We start from the raw sequence: 15,098 nt of genomic DNA, 5'->3' as shown, positions 1-15,098 counted from the left end.
TTGTAGAAGTGTATCTTGATTAACGTGTCACCAGATTTTAATTTATATAAACGATACAGTGGATGCTGATATCATTAGGCAGAATCATCGGCTAGAGTTTTTTGAAAAATTTGGCGTCATCCTCCCTGCGAAAAGTGTGAAAGTTCATGAGAAGACTTCTGGCATGAATTAATTTCGCTGCCTTAATCACTGCAAAGAGTGAGTCAATCAGCCATAACTTTCCTGCCACAGTAAAAGGCTCGATGCTTTTTTAACATTCAGTTTTCTCAGCGCATTGTCTCGTTGAGAGTAATAAGTTTTCCGCTTTGCACCCTCCAGGTATTGTAAAGCATCACACTGTAGACTTAACTGAAGCGCTTTATATTCTCCAGCCGTAATGCTCGGGCTGTTTTTATAAACATTAACCGGCGTTTTTAAATTGGGCCACGGGTATTTACTTAACGCAGTAATATCAAGAATACGTATCCTGCCACTGTTTGTATTTTCAAGAAATTTTGCCAGTGGCATACATCGTGATGAACTCACTAAAACCACATTTCCCTGAGGAAGTGTAAACTCGCCGGTGCCATTCACCACATGCACTAATGAGTGCACATCCAGCTTTACAAAATGGCAATATCTGGCAGGCGCGGGCAGGCTTGGCTTAAAGGTTGCAATAAAATGTCTTAACCCCACATTAAAGTAATGGTCCTGTTCTGGGAATGTTTTGATATTCATGATTATTCTGGCGTCCCTGATATATTTCGATCTCAAGAATAAAAAGCAACGTTGAATTCAACGTCTGCTAAGTGAGCAGATGCTCCTTCCCATGGACCATGATAATAGCGCGATGTTACTACCCATTTAGATTAGTTTGCTCGCATTCACGGCATGTCCATAATTCTACATAAAAATCAGCGCATCTAAATGACAACATTTCTACCCAATCTTTAACACCATGTTTAGCTAAGTGTATATTGACTTTTTTATTTATATTAGGTTGCGAGAGTTGACATGTCGCTCTATAGTCAAAAAAGAGGCGGCTGTTCGCATAATATTATATTTACTAACAGGACTTTATTCAGGCATGACGCCATAGAAGTTCTTCTGCAGCGAGTAACCATGGAAAATAAAATTAGAGTTTTTGAGGCACTTAATAAGTTATATTTAGACAATGCAGCAAACCCTTTGCTTAATGCAGCAATTCACAAACATAGCGAAATGATAACGGAAGAGTTCAAACGCAAAAGCCATTTCTATAAATTTATCTTTAAGAATAACCGCTTTCTGGTTGCGACGGTAACGGCTTCACAGTTTTACATTAACGAAGAAGCTTGCTTCTCCGATGTAAAGGCCGAATGTCTGAAGTTTGGTCTTGTCAGCGCCAATACCATTTCAAGTCTCCTTACTTTGATGAGTGTTAGTGGCAGAATTAAAATGAAAGTGAGCAAGAAGGATAAAAGAAAAATGCGTTATTTTTTGACTGAAAAAGGCGCAAATGATTCAATAAGTCTAATTAACACAATGACAAGTGCTCTTGATATCCTGAGCGGAAAGAAGCGCTCTCATCACATTTCACTTGATAATATTGCGCAATATTTTTCACGGTATTCGGAAATCTATAAAGCAGGCTTTTTTATTATAAATTTAGTTCCTGATGCTCATCTTTTTATCGACAAGGATTCAGGGCATATGGTCATGCTGAATTTATTCAATATTGGCAATAAGCCTAAAAGAGAAGATTGCAAGGAGGGCGCGCTAACGCGCATCTCACGGGAGTGCAGCGTCTCACGTTCTCATCTGAGAAATATTTTCATCGAAGCAGAAAAGAATAATATGATAAATTATGATCCGAAAAGCGGTGAGGTTGAAATACTCGATAGGTTTAAAAAGATGTTTTACACTTATATGTCTTATTATTTTGCTTTTGTCCAATATGGTCTGCAAAGTGAGTGAAATTTGCGAATTTGGCGTAAGTATTTATTTTTTCCAAAGATAGGACACTAAGCCAGAAACCGATGATTACGTTAATCAGGGCTGCAACACAGCCCTGATTGTTATCGCCTTACAACTTATCTTATGTTGTACTTGGTCTAAGCGTTTTTATCTTTCCCTTGCAGTGCAGAATGATACTTTTCAAAATACTGCTCCATCATCTTTCTTAATGACTTACCGATTGCGGCGTACTCATATTCATTCAAATTAGCCAGAGATATACGTCCTGCAGGTTTAAGGCTACCAAATCCGGTACCTGGAAGCATGACGATGCCGGTCTCTTCTGCAATGTGGAAAAGCAAGTCGGTTGGGTTGAGGGTTTTATTTACCCAATCGGCAAAGTCATCGCCGTAAACCTGACGAGATATTGCCTCTAAATCCAACAGCGTGTAGTAATCTACAGCCTCTTCGGTATCAATATGCGTTATTCCCAGCTCACGGTAGAGCACGGCCTGACGGCGGCGGATCACTTCCGATACAGCGGCTTTATAACCGTCCTCCCCATCCATCAGAGCGAATAGACTGAACAATACCATCTGCACTTGTTGCGGAGTCGATAAGCCGGCAGTGTGATTGAGGGCTACGCTTCGGCTATCCGCCACAACCCGGTCAAGAAATCGTAAAGCGGGAACGTCTGGCGTAAGGGAACCATAGCGCTGCTGCAGACGATGATGTTCTGCATCGCTAATATTTCTCAGTTTGTCATCCAGAATATTGTTCTGGTGGGTGGCGATCACCCCCAAACGCCAACCCGTTGCACCGAAATATTTTGAGAATGAATAGACTAAAATGGTGTTCTGCGGGCAGGTAGCAAACAATGATTTAAAGTTATTCGCAAAGGTACCGTACACATCATCCGTGAGAATGATTAAATCGGGACGCTGCTCAACAATTCTCGCCATTTTATCCAGGGTGCGTTGATCCATTTTCACTGAGGCAGGATTGCTTGGATTGACGCAGAAGAAGATTTTAATAGCCGGGTCGAGCAGTTTCTCTAACTCTTCATCGGGATATTGCCAGTTATCTTCCGGCGACGCATTAATCATCACGCTTTCAAGCCGGTAATCCTCCAAATGCGGTATTTCAATATAAGGGGTAAAAATGGGCGCGCCCATTGCGACTTTATCACCTGCGGTAACCAAACCATTTGTGCGAAGAGTATTAAAAAGGTAGGTCATCGCGGCCGTACCTCCTTCCACCGCAAACAGTTCAACGTCCTCAGCCGAAATCAGGCCGCCAACCATTTCTTTGACGATATACTCGCGGGTGATTTTTTCACTAAGCGACAACATACGTGGTGGAACCGGATAATTGCAGCCCAGAATACCTTCCACCATCTCATGTAAAAAATCGGAAGCGGAAAGCCCCAGCTGATCACGGACATAGCTTACGGCCCTCGACAAAAATGCAACGCCTGGTTGCTCATGGCCGCGAGAAAGAAATGCGTCGAAACGTGCCTCAATACCTTCAATGCGCGGTATACCTCCAATGCCATGCGGCAAATAAGAGAAGGATCGCTCCGCCTCTTCTGTGGCAAATAATCCAAGACGCCAGAAAGCACGGCGGGGCAAGGTCGCGATGAAGTTAGGATTGCCTCTACCTGCATTAAGCATCATGCGGTCGGGTTTACCGGAGGCGAGTTGTATCAGGGCGTCTTTGAGTTCGAAGGGACTGAGTGAAGCATATTTTTCGTAAGGGTTAGACATGGTAAATCTCTCCAGATCAGGAAGCATTTCATTGTCATACCAGCGCGACGATAAGCGGGCCAAGCAGGGTGAGAAACACATTTGCCAACCCGTATGTCACGGCAAAGGGGGCGGTAGGAATGGCATTGCCCGCCTTATCGAGAATTTCACCAAAAGCGGGATTCGCACTTCGCGTGCCAGACAAAGCCCCGGCAAAAATCGCCGTATTGTCATAGCGCAACAAATAGCGACCAATAAATAACGTGATCATTAGGGGGAGGACAGTCACGACAATGCCGATCAGGAAAATAGAGATGCCGTTATTTCGCACGGTCTCGACGGCTTGCAGGCCCGACTGTAAGCCCACCACCGCAACAAACCCCGCCAGCCCTAAATCACGCAGCAAACCCGATGCGGGCAAAGGCATATTTCCCATTAGTGGTTTTCGTGCCTGATACCAGCCAAACAGCAGGCCGGACAGTAGCGCTCCGCCGCCGCTGCCCAGCGTTAAAGGTACTGAACCAACACGCAACACCAGCAATCCCAGCAACAGGCCAAAGGTCAGGCCAAAACCGTGAAACATCAGATCTGTTTTTGGACTTTTCAGCAACACCGGACCGGCTAGCGTCACCGCACGCTGAATGTCCTGTTCGCTACCGTACAGCGTTACTACGTCATTACGCTCAATGACAGCATCATCTTTGAAGGGCAACACCACATCACCCCGTTTAAGTGCGGTGACATAAATACCGTGCCGGACGTCGCCCGAAATCTGTTTGCGCAGTTCATCCACCCTTTTTCCCATCAGCGCGGGGTTGGTTAGTAAGACTTCGGAGGTTTTCATCGTCATCTCCGGCCCATCCTCCGCATCCAGCTCTGTGCCTAGCGAGGGAGCAAGTGCAACGATCCCTTTGCGTCGACCCACCAATAACAGGATATCGTTCTCGTTGAGCACCATGTCAGGCGTGACAGCAATGACTTTATCGTCACGTTTAATGCGTTCGAGCGTGACAGGAAAATTTGATTGGGCCAACGCTTCAACCTCCGCCACGCTCTTGCCTGCGGCCGGTCCCACCCGGAATACCCTTCCCACCAGCTCGGGGAGTGCAGGGACCTGACCAGGCGCCAGAATGGTTGCGCCGTGCATCATTTCCTGTTCGGCTTTTATCGCGTCCTCGCGAATGGATCGGCCCATTATTTTCGGCAGAATGTTAACGCAGATGATGATGGCACCCAGCGAGCCGAAGATGTAGGTGACCGCGTATCCCACCGCCACATTGCCTTGCATCTGCTGAAGTTGTGCGGGATCTAAATTCAGTTTAGCAATGGCGGCACTGGCCGTACCGATGATGGCTGATTGTGTCAGCGCACCTGCCGCAATGCCTGCCGCAATGCCTTTGTCCAGCGCGAAGAGTTTGGCCATCACGACCAGGGTGGCTAAGGATGATATGACCAGAACTAACGCCAGAGCAATTTCACGCAATGTTCGTCGACCTAATGAGGAGAAGAACTTTGGTCCACTTTCAAAGCCCACAGCGTAAATAAACACGGCAAAAAGAACGTTTTTAATTCCACTGTCAATGGTAATTCCTACCTGGCTTATCAGCACGGCGATAAGCAAAGCGCCTGCAACGCCGCCAAGTTGAAATGCACCTAGTTTGAATTTTCCAATCCATGTGCCTATCGCGAGAGAAAGGAAAAGCGCCAGTTCCGGTGACAGACGAAAAACTTCTTGAATCAAATTCATAGAAGAATACCCTGCAGTTCGGTTCTTGAAATTCGGGCATATTTATCCGCCCGCTGAATGGTTTATCAGTGGTAAAGAAACGTCAATATGTAACACCTTACTTAGGTTAGCTTTAGATTTCACTTTGGCAAATTTGATAACTAAAATACTTCCTAAAAAAGAATTAACGTGCGATAAGTCGTTTAACTATCAGTAAAAATCTGAGAGAAATAATTTTCTCACGCTCCGTTTTTTTTCACGTTTTATTACCTTATACTGACTTTTTATTGTCATATGATTTATCCGGTTAAATATCCGTGTTGCAAATATCTCTGCTACCGACTACCGTGAAAAACAAGGTGATCCAGGTATTTTCAAATGCATAACATTGGAAAAAACCTGAAGTGTTCCATATTATAAATATCTCTATACGAGAATGATGTGGCAACTCGTCAAGAGGAAGTTTCATCAACTTACTCACAACACAGTGAAATATGAGGTAGTTATGTCCATGGAATCGTTAAACGATATCTCAAAAGATTTATCCGCCTTTGTTGGAACGCATTTTGTCTACACCTACGATAATGGATGGAAATATGAGTGGTATGCGCGCAACGACACAACGTGTGATTATCGTATCCACCAGGGATTGGTAGGTGGCCGATGGGTAACCCAGCAAAAGATGAATGCCGTACAGTTCGCCCCAGGTATTTATAAAGTAGACTGGCACGAACCGACAGGAACCTGTGTAAGCCTATTATTTGATCTCGAAAGAAAACTTATTCATGGTACTATTTTCTTCCCTCAATGGATTGCCGGTGAAGGACAGCACCCTGAAAAAACGATTTGTTATCAAAACGAATTTATTGAAGATATGCATCGTTTTCGCGATGAAGGTCCGGCTTACCCTTATGTGATTATTCCGGAATTTGCTAAAGTCACCTATATGAAAAATGAAGGGCCTGATAATGATGCTGTTATTAATATGCCTCCAGGTCAACTTCCGAGTGATTTCTTCGAAGGGAAATAAGCGGTGCTTGCTTTATAAAGGTGTTTGTGCCGAAGGTATTAAATGAACGGACAGCCTCTGGCATTAAGCAGTAATGCCAGAGACTGTCCGGTTGAGAATGCGTTAACGGCTTATACCACTTATCGTTAGTCTCACGAAAACGATATCTAGCGGATTTTCAGGCGGTTAAACACCGGAATCGCTCAATGTTGCGCGAACATGAGGCAGACACTCAGGATAATTTTGTTGTATAAACTCAATCATTTTTTCCCGGACGAGGCAGCGCAAATCCCAGGCCGTGGGGGAGTTTTGTGCCGTCATCAGTAATCTTATCGTCATGGTTTTATCATTGGTATCGGTAACCTGAAGCACCTGTGTCTGTTGATCCCAAAGTTTTGTTTCACTGAGTACTTTTTCAAAATGTTTGCGCAGGGGATCTAACGGCATAGAATAATCCACATAAAGAAAAACAGATCCTAATATTTGTGCATTATTACGCGTCCAGTTCTGGAAGGCATTTTCTGTAAAGTAGGTAATAGGCAATACCAGGCGGCGCAGATCCCAGATACGCACCACAACATAAGTCAGATTGATCTCCTCAATCCAACCCCATTCATTTTCAACCACCACCGCGTCGTCAATTTTTATCGGTTGCGTAAACGCTATCTGAATTCCGGCAAATAAATTGACCAGCGACTTCTGAAGAGCAAAGCCAATGATTATCCCGGCAACGCCGGCGCCCGCAAGGATAGTCGTGCCGAATTTACGCACCCCCGGAAAACTAAGTAGGATCAGAGTAAGACAGAATGATACCAGTAATACGATAGCGACTTTTTTAACATAGATTATTTGAGTGCGAATTTTTCGCGCGCGGAGATTGTTTGAAAGGTTAATGTCATAGCGTATAAAGAGCATATCCTGCGCGACATTAGTCAACCGGATTAAAATGGAGCAAAATGATAATATAATAAAAATGTTGGTCGTGGTCGTAATAAAGGCAAGGGAGTCTGGGTGAATGTTAATATAATTAACCCCGACATTGATTAACAGCAAGGGAATGAAGAGAAACAGCGATCCGCTCAGATGTTTTTCGAGTGATTTGAATAGCTTTCTGTCACGGCTCTGCCAGTAGCGGATAAACCTGAGAAGTATAAACCGCGCCAGAAAACCCAGAGCGAGCGAGAGCGTGACGAGCAATACAGCAGGCACCCATACTGGAGCACCAGATAACTCACCAAATATTAGTGGCATTCTTTTCCCTTATATTCAGCCAACAACCTTTAGCTGTCAGGTAATTCATAAAAATTCAGTAACCGTTGTCTTTCCGGTTATCTGCGAATGACATGTTTAACGCACGTTAGTTTAGGAAGAATTTAAACATCCGACTTCCCCGACAGGTAAAAAAACCGCGCACAATGACGGTTTTCTAAGGGGGATGCTATCGCAACTCACTGAAATATATGATGACGGCTTCTTTTATTCTCGGGCTAGTAGGACCACTCTTAAAGTGGCCGCAAGCACAACGCGAGGTCATTTACATAAAACCCTGACCCAACGCTTTCTACCGCAAACAGTTTTACTCCTGCACACGCTCAAATGTCGCAATTACCCGGTCAATATGCTTCTTCATCGCGGCTCTGGCTGCTTTAGCATCCCGTTTTTCTAGCGCCGAGAGAATCTCCATATGCTCCGTTTCTGAGACGAGCGGCATATCGCTCGGCGTGTAGTGCGCCTGCAACATGCGGAACATACTGCCATAGCGATGACCGAGCAGATGGCCGATGATAAAGCCGTAGGCGGGATTGCCACTCGCCTGGGCGATGCGAATGTGGAATAAACGGTCGCCGGGATGGGTGCGCGACTGCGCACGGTTATCTTCACAGTTTTGCAGATACGCTGCGCGGATGAGGGCCAGCTCCTGATCGCTGGCATGCACGGCGGCAAGCGCAGCGGCCTCTGGCTCAATCAGGCGGCGCGCCTGCAGCAGCGAGAAAGGTGGCAGTTCGGTGGAGAAATCAAGCTTTATCCCCAGTTCATCGTCGGGTTCCTTCCACTGATCGCGCCCGGCTTGCATCATCACCGGTTCCTGCGTAGTGGAACGTGCTTTCACAATCACGCCATTTCCCACTTTCACATCTACCAAGCCAATCACTTCCAGAGCGATTAGCGCTTCACGCACCGATGCGCGACTAACTTGTAGCTGCTCTGCCAGCTCGCGCTCCGCTGGCAGACGGCTGCCGGGAGGAAATTCATTGTTATCGATAAGTTTGATCAGCTGGTCAGCTATTTGTCTGTAAAGCCTGGGGTTTTCCATCTTTTTTATCGGCATCGCACTGCTACCTGTCTACATAAATTAAGTGATCGGATGCACAAATAATCATCAGCACACTTGTCAATGTTACGCAATTGTCAATAAAACGTAATGCGTCAGCGAAAAAGTTGCCAGCGTTATTTTGCTAACCCGGAAGGGCAAAACTCACTTTTAATGGCCTGACCATTAGATCTTTGGACCAGAGGAAATGCAATGAATTTATCCGGAAAACGCGTGTTAATCACCGCCGCCGGGCAAGGCATCGGCCTGGCCAGCGCGCGTTATTTTGTGCAGCAGGGCGCAAAGGTTATTGCCAGCGATATCAACCTTGCCGCGCTGCAGGATCTGCAAGGTATCCGCGCTTATCAGCTGGATGTGACCGATCGCCAGGCAATTCGCGCAGCGGCGCAGGAGCTCGGCACGCTCGATGTGCTGTTCAACTGTGCAGGTGTTGTACACAGCGGCAGCCTGCTGGCGTGCAGCGAAAAGGAGTGGCAGTTCGCGCTCGACCTCAACGTCACGGCGATGTTTCACATGATTCAGGCCTTTCTGCCGGGGATGCTGCAACAGCAGCAGGGCTCGATCATTAACATGTCATCGGTGGCATCCAGCGTAAAAGGCGTAGTCAATCGCTTTGCCTACAGCGCGACCAAAGCGGCAGTGATTGGCCTGACACGCTCGGTAGCGGCGGATTACATCGGTGAAGGGATTCGCTGCAACGCCATCTGCCCCGGCACCGTCGATTCGCCGTCGCTGCGCCAGCGCATCGCCGCGCAGGCACAGGCGGAAGGCCGCACGGAAGCGGAAGTGTATGACGCCTTTGTCGCGCGTCAGCCGATTGGCCGTATCGGCACCACAGAGGAGATCGCTTATCTGGCGGCCTATCTGGCCTCCGATGCCAGCGCTTATATCACCGGCACCGCACAGATTATTGATGGCGGCTGGAGCAACTAACAGGAGTGCAGTCATGAAATTATTACGAGTGGGCGAGCCGGGAAAAGAGCGTCCGGCAATGCTGGACCAACAGGGTGAACTGCGCGATTTGTCGCACTTTGTCGATGACATCGCTGGTGATGCGCTGCTACCTGCCGAACTGGAAAGGCTGCGTCAGCTGCCGCTCAGTGAACTGCCTAAAATCAGCGGCCAACCGCGCATTGGTGCCTGCGTCGGGCGTATTGGCAAATTTATCTGTATTGGCCTGAACTATGCCGATCACGCCGCCGAAACCGGTGCTGACATCCCGCAAGAACCGGTGGTGTTTAGCAAATGGACCAGCGCCGTGGTGGGGCCAAACGATACGGTGCGCATTCCTCGCGGTTCGGTGAAAACCGACTGGGAAGTCGAGCTGGGCGTAGTAATCGGTAAAGGCGGTAGCTATATCGCCGAAGCGGATGCGCTGTTGCATGTCGCAGGCTACTGCGTGGTCAACGACGTTTCTGAACGTGAATATCAGATTGAACGCGGCGGCACATGGGACAAAGGCAAAGGCTGCGACACCTTTGGTCCGATCGGTCCGTGGCTGGTGACTGCCGATGAAATCGCCGATCCGCAGCAGCTTAATCTGTGGCTGGAGGTGGATGGCAGGCGCTATCAGAACGGCAACACCCGCACCATGATCTTCACGGTTGCGCAGATCGTTAGCTATCTCAGTCGGTTTATGAGTTTGCAGCCGGGCGACATCATCTCAACCGGCACACCGCCGGGCGTGGGGATGGGACAAAAACCACCGGTTTATCTGCGTCCGGGGCAGGTCATCCGGTTAGGCATCGCCGGGCTTGGCGAGCAGCGTCAACTCACCGAGGGCAGCGAACAATGACCAGACTTACCGCATTGCGCGTCGAAGACATCCGCTTTCCTACCTCCGAACAGCTCGACGGTTCGGATGCGATGAATCCGGACCCGGATTATTCTGCCGCTTACGTCATCATCGAGACGGATAACGCGGCGATCAGCGGACATGGTCTGACTTTTACCATTGGACGCGGTAATGAAATTTGCTGTGCGGCGATACGCGCGCTAGAGCACCTGATTGTTGGTCGCCAGCTGGAGTCTGTCACCGCCGATATGGGGCAGTTCTGGCGCGACATCACCGGTGATAGCCAGCTGCGCTGGATCGGCCCGGATAAAGGCGCGATTCATCTGGCGACCGGCGCAGTAGTCAACGCAGTATGGGATCTGTGGGCCAAATCGGAAGAGAAGCCGCTGTGGCGGCTGGTGGCTGATATGTCACCGCAGGAGTTGGTGCGCTGCATCGATTTCCGCTACCTCACTGACTGCATCACGCCGGACGAAGCGCTGGCATTGTTGACGGCGCAGCAGGCTGGCAAAGCGCAGCGCATCCGTGAGCTGGAGCAGCACGGTTATCCCTGTTACACCACCTCGGCAGGCTGGCTCGGTTACGACGACGATAAACTGCGCCGCCTGTGTCAGCAGGCGGTCGATGCCGGGTTCTCACACATCAAGCTGAAAGTTGGACGTGACCTCGCAGATGATATCCGCCGCGTGCGCATCGCGCGTGAAGTGCTGGGACCGGATCGCCAGTTAATGATCGATGCCAACCAAGTGTGGGAAGTGAATGACGCGATTGAATGGGTGCAGCAGCTGGCCTTCGCGCGACCGTGGTTTATCGAGGAACCCACCAGCCCGGATGATATCGAAGGGCATCGCAAAATCCGGCAGGGCGTCGCGCCGGTGAAGGTGGCAACCGGTGAAATGTGCCAGAACCGCATCATCTTCAAGCAGCTGATTATGCGTGAAGCAATTGATGTGGTGCAGATCGATGCCTGTCGCCTCGGCGGCGTTAATGAAGTACTGGCGGTAATGTTAATGGCAGCGAAATACCAGTTGCCGGTGTGCCCGCATGCTGGCGGCGTTGGACTGTGCGAATACGTCCAGCACCTGTCGATGATCGACTTCGTTTGCATAGCCGGCAGCCATCAAGGCCGGGTCATCGAGTATGTCGATCATCTGCACGAGCATTTCTTACATCCTTGCGAAGTGCGCGGCGCTGCCTATATGCCGCCTACTGCGCCCGGCTTCTCGATCGAGATGTATCCCGCCTCGCGCGAGAAATACCGCTATCGCGCGCAGGGAGGCTGAGGTGCGAATCGACGCTCATCAGCATTTCTGGCGCTATGACGCGGTGGACTATCCGTGGATCGCGGAATCCATGACACGCCTGCAACAGGATTATTTACCCGATGATCTCGCGCCGCTGCTGGCACAACGGCAGCTGCAGGGCTCAATTGCCGTTCAGGCGCGGCAGTGCGTGGCGGAGACGCAGCAGCTGTTGCAGTGGGCGCAGCAGCACGCGGCAACGCAGGTGGTTGGCTGGATTGACGTCAGCGCCGCGGACCTGACGGCGCAGCTGGAAGTATTGCAGCATCCGCTGCTGCGGGGTTTCCGTCATCAGGTGCAGGATGAGCGCGATCCCGCCGCATGGCTACGACAACCGCGCGTGGCGAGCGGCATCCGTCTGCTGCAGCAGCGTGATTACGTGTGGGAAATGCTGCTGACCTGGCGGCATCTGGCGGACGCTACCCGGTTTGCCGCACAGCACGACCGTCACTGGCTGGTGCTCGATCACCTCGGCAAACCGGATATTGCGCGCGGCGCGCAGGCGTGGGGCGAACAAGTGGCGGAACTGGCCGCAATGCCGCACGTGGTCTGCAAATTATCGGGGCTGGTGACTGAGGCGCCGCAAGGCCAATGGCACAGCGCGCAGCTGCGGCCCTTTATCGATGAGGCGCTGGCGCGTTTCGGTCCGCAGCGCCTGATGTTTGGCTCAGACTGGCCCGTCTGCCTGCTGGCAGCGGAGTACCACGCGGTGGCGCAGCTGATTGAAGACGCAATCGCTGAGCTTGCAACCGACGAACAGGCCGCCATTTGGGGCAACACGGCGGCGCAGGTATATAGCCTGACAGGAGAGAAGCATGAATCTGTTTTTGCAGGATAAAGTGATTATTGTCACCGGCGGCGGATCGGGCATTGGTGCCGCCATCTCACGACTGCTGGCGGAAGAGGGCGCCATTCCGGTGATCGTCAGCAACGCACAGCCCGATGAGATGTGGCTGGCCGGCTTGCGCGCGCTGCAACCGCAAACCGAAGTGCTACTTGCCGATCTGTGCGATGAGCAGAACTGCCAGCGTGCGGTTGAGGCCGTGCAGCAGCAGTTTGGGCGCATCGATGGGCTGGTGAACAACGCGGGTGTCAACGATGGCGTCGGGCTGGAAGCGGGGCGCAGCGCCTTTGTCACCTCGCTGGAAAAGAATCTCATCCACTATTACCAGATGACGCATTTCTGCCAGCGCGCGCTGGAAAACAGCGGCGGTGCGATCGTCAATATTGCTTCGAAAACGGCACTGAGCGGACAGGGCGGCACCAGCGGCTACTGCGCGGCCAAAAGCGCGATTCTGGCACTGACGCGGGAGTGGGCAGTGTCACTGCGCAGCAGCGGTGTGCGGGTCAACGCCGTGGTGCCCGCCGAAGTGATGACGCCGCTGTATGAACGCTGGATCGGCACCTTTGCCGATCCGCAGGGCGAACTGGCGAAAATCACCCAGCGAATTCCACTCGGCCAGCGCATGACCACGCCAGAGGAGATCGCTAACACCGTCGTGTTTTTGCTGTCGTCGCGCGCTTCACACACTACCGGCGAGTGGCTGAGCGTTGATGGCGGCTATCTGCATCTCGATCGGGCGCTGTTATGAGCGGCGCAACCGAACGCTACGCTCTGGCGCTGGATCTGGTGGACGAGGCGGACAAAATTGCCGAATACCAGCGCCTGCATCAACGCATCTGGCCAGAAGTGGCGCAGCATCTGCGCCAGCACGGCGTCATCAATATGGAGATTTACCGCCTTGGTACCCGACTTTTTATGGTGATGGAGGTGAACGAACGGTTTAACGCGCAGGATGTTGCTCAGGCCGCTGAGCAAAATCCGCATATTCAGCGCTGGGAAGCGCTGATGTGGCAGTTTCAACAGCCAACGCCCTGGACGCCAGAAGGGGAAAAATGGGTGGCGATGGCGCGAATATTCTCTTTGCAGGACCAATAACAACACTTACCGACTGTACCCTACGAGGATATAACCATGTCTACACAACGCGTCGAGACGCCAGAAAACATTGGCGTCGGGGGAACTATTAGCCTGCGCTGGGCGTTCATGCTGATTACTACCCTGTTTTTTATGTGGGGCGTGTCATACGGCCTGCTGGATGTTCTCAATAAGCACTTTCAGGAAACGTTAAGCGTTACCAAAGCCCAATCAGGATTATTACAGGCGGCCTATTTTGGTGCCTATTTTATTATCGCGCTGCCTGCAGGTTATTTTATGCGTCGTCACGGCTATAAGGCTGGCATCCTGGCGGGATTATCGCTGTACGCCCTTGGCGCGCTGCTGTTTGTGCCGGCGGCGATGGTCAATAATTTCTCGGTATTTCTGTTTGCGCTGTTCGTGCTTGCCTGCGGGCTTGGCTGCCTGGAAACCGCGGCTAATCCGTACGCTACGGTACTGGGCGATGCCAACGGCGCCGAGCGTCGTCTCAATCTGGCGCAATCTTTTAATGGTCTTGGGCAGTTTGTCGGGCCCATGATTGGCGGCTCGCTGTTCTTTACCCACGCCAGCCAGGAAGCCGCGCAGGACAGTGTCAAAATGACCTATGTGGTGATTGCGTGTGTGGTTATCGCTATCGCGCTGTTATTTAAGCGTACCGCCTTGCCGGATATTCGTGAGGCCGCCAGCGAGCATGTGCAGCAGCCCGGTGCCACGCTATGGCAGCAAAAACATTTTGTCGGCGGGGTGATTGCGCAATTCTTTTATGTTGCCGCTCAGGTTGGGGTAGGTGCCTTCTTTATTAACTACGCCACCGAGCACTGGCATGGCGTGACCAATCAAAGCGCGGCTTATATGCTTTCGGTTGCGATGATCTGCTTTATGCTGGGACGTTTCTTTTCCACCTGGCTAATGGGCAGAGTTAAACCAGCGGCGATGCTGGCGGCCTACGCGCTGATCAACATCGTCCTGAGCGCCATTGTGATGTTAGGCGCAGGCGATGTCTCCGTTATCGCGCTGATCGCCATCTTCTTCTTTATGTCCACCATGTTCCCCACCATCTTTGCCATGGGCGTGAAAAATCTCGGGCAATCCACTAAACAGGCCAGCTCGTTTATGATCATGGCGATTGTGGGTGGTGCAATTATGCCTTACTTCATGGGGCTGATTTCTGACCATGTCAGCACGGCCGTGGCTTACAGTTTACCGCTGCTGTGTTTTGTCGTGGTGTTGGTTTATGCGCTGAGGCAGCGGAGACATTCATAATGACGTCTTAACGTTAGCTTGTGAGGGTTGATAAGAGCAGGGTAAGGGCGATGCTGCGGGATCGCCCTTGCATG

14 protein-coding genes are annotated in these 15,098 nt (G+C 50.6%); 9 read left to right on the top strand and 5 right to left on the bottom strand.

Annotation, left to right across the window (positions count from 1 at the left end; genetic code table 11):
* Positions 1-207: 207 nt before the first annotated feature.
* Positions 208-717, bottom strand: coding sequence for a hypothetical protein (locus AC07WB_RS22245; RefSeq protein ID WP_141400278.1), 510 nt, complete (start codon positions 715-717; stop codon positions 208-210).
* Positions 718-1,101: 384 nt separating this feature from the next.
* Between AC07WB_RS22245 and AC07WB_RS22240 the strand changes: the two genes are divergently transcribed.
* Positions 1,102-1,935, top strand: a complete 834-nt coding sequence (locus AC07WB_RS22240; RefSeq protein WP_097098099.1) for a hypothetical protein — start codon at positions 1,102-1,104, stop codon at positions 1,933-1,935.
* A gap of 137 nt (positions 1,936-2,072) precedes the next feature.
* On the opposite strand, the gene AC07WB_RS22235 is transcribed toward AC07WB_RS22240, so the two are convergent.
* Together AC07WB_RS22235 and aspT are read right to left on the bottom strand one after the other, a co-directional pair.
* A complete protein-coding gene (locus AC07WB_RS22235; RefSeq protein WP_097098098.1) occupies positions 2,073-3,680 on the bottom strand; it encodes a bifunctional aspartate transaminase/aspartate 4-decarboxylase in 1,608 nt (535 codons plus the stop codon).
* 34 nt (positions 3,681-3,714) lie between these two features.
* Positions 3,715-5,406, bottom strand: a complete 1,692-nt coding sequence (gene aspT / locus AC07WB_RS22230; protein WP_097098097.1) for an aspartate-alanine antiporter — start codon at positions 5,404-5,406, stop codon at positions 3,715-3,717.
* Between the two features lie 484 nt (positions 5,407-5,890).
* Here aspT and AC07WB_RS22225 point away from each other — a divergent pair, with 484 nt between their 5' ends.
* On the top strand, positions 5,891-6,415 hold the full coding sequence (locus AC07WB_RS22225; RefSeq protein ID WP_494941365.1) for a phenolic acid decarboxylase: 525 nt from the start codon (positions 5,891-5,893) through the stop codon (positions 6,413-6,415).
* Positions 6,416-6,580: 165 nt separating this feature from the next.
* Here the strand turns inward: AC07WB_RS22225 and AC07WB_RS22220 are convergent, their stop codons facing one another.
* Together AC07WB_RS22220 and AC07WB_RS22215 are read right to left on the bottom strand one after the other, a co-directional pair.
* Positions 6,581-7,645: a mechanosensitive ion channel family protein gene (locus AC07WB_RS22220; RefSeq protein WP_097098095.1), complete on the bottom strand. Its 1,065-nt coding sequence runs from the start codon at positions 7,643-7,645 to the stop codon at positions 6,581-6,583.
* Between the two features lie 325 nt (positions 7,646-7,970).
* Positions 7,971-8,723, bottom strand: coding sequence for a FadR/GntR family transcriptional regulator (locus AC07WB_RS22215; protein WP_494941364.1), 753 nt, complete (start codon positions 8,721-8,723; stop codon positions 7,971-7,973).
* 195 nt (positions 8,724-8,918) lie between these two features.
* On the opposite strand from AC07WB_RS22215, the gene AC07WB_RS22210 reads away from it, so the two are divergent.
* The 7 genes from AC07WB_RS22210 to fucP are packed head-to-tail and all read left to right on the top strand — an operon-like array spanning position 8,919 to position 15,024.
* On the top strand, positions 8,919-9,659 hold the full coding sequence (locus tag AC07WB_RS22210; RefSeq protein WP_494941363.1) for an SDR family oxidoreductase: 741 nt from the start codon (positions 8,919-8,921) through the stop codon (positions 9,657-9,659).
* Between the two features lie 13 nt (positions 9,660-9,672).
* Positions 9,673-10,521: a fumarylacetoacetate hydrolase family protein gene (locus AC07WB_RS22205; protein WP_494941362.1), complete on the top strand. Its 849-nt coding sequence runs from the start codon at positions 9,673-9,675 to the stop codon at positions 10,519-10,521.
* Positions 10,518-11,804: an L-fuconate dehydratase gene (locus tag AC07WB_RS22200; protein WP_494941361.1), complete on the top strand. Its 1,287-nt coding sequence runs from the start codon at positions 10,518-10,520 to the stop codon at positions 11,802-11,804. The genes AC07WB_RS22205 and AC07WB_RS22200 overlap by 4 nt, the downstream gene beginning before the upstream one ends.
* 1 nt (position 11,805) lies before the next feature.
* Positions 11,806-12,660, top strand: a complete 855-nt coding sequence (locus AC07WB_RS22195; protein WP_494941360.1) for an amidohydrolase family protein — start codon at positions 11,806-11,808, stop codon at positions 12,658-12,660.
* Positions 12,638-13,414 (top strand): L-fucose dehydrogenase, encoded by a 777-nt coding sequence (locus tag AC07WB_RS22190; protein ID WP_494941359.1) that lies wholly within the window; start codon positions 12,638-12,640, stop codon positions 13,412-13,414. The genes AC07WB_RS22195 and AC07WB_RS22190 overlap by 23 nt, the downstream gene beginning before the upstream one ends.
* Complete coding sequence (locus AC07WB_RS22185) at positions 13,411-13,761, top strand: L-rhamnose mutarotase (RefSeq protein WP_097098088.1); 351 nt, start codon at positions 13,411-13,413, stop codon at positions 13,759-13,761. The genes AC07WB_RS22190 and AC07WB_RS22185 overlap by 4 nt, the downstream gene beginning before the upstream one ends.
* 36 nt (positions 13,762-13,797) lie before the next feature.
* A complete protein-coding gene (gene fucP, locus AC07WB_RS22180; protein WP_097098087.1) occupies positions 13,798-15,024 on the top strand; it encodes an L-fucose:H+ symporter permease in 1,227 nt (408 codons plus the stop codon).
* Positions 15,025-15,098: the final 74 nt, after the last annotated feature.

The organism is Pantoea sp. GW821-FHT03E06 (genome assembly GCF_059420725.1).
This window is presented reverse-complemented; position numbering and strand designations above follow the sequence as displayed.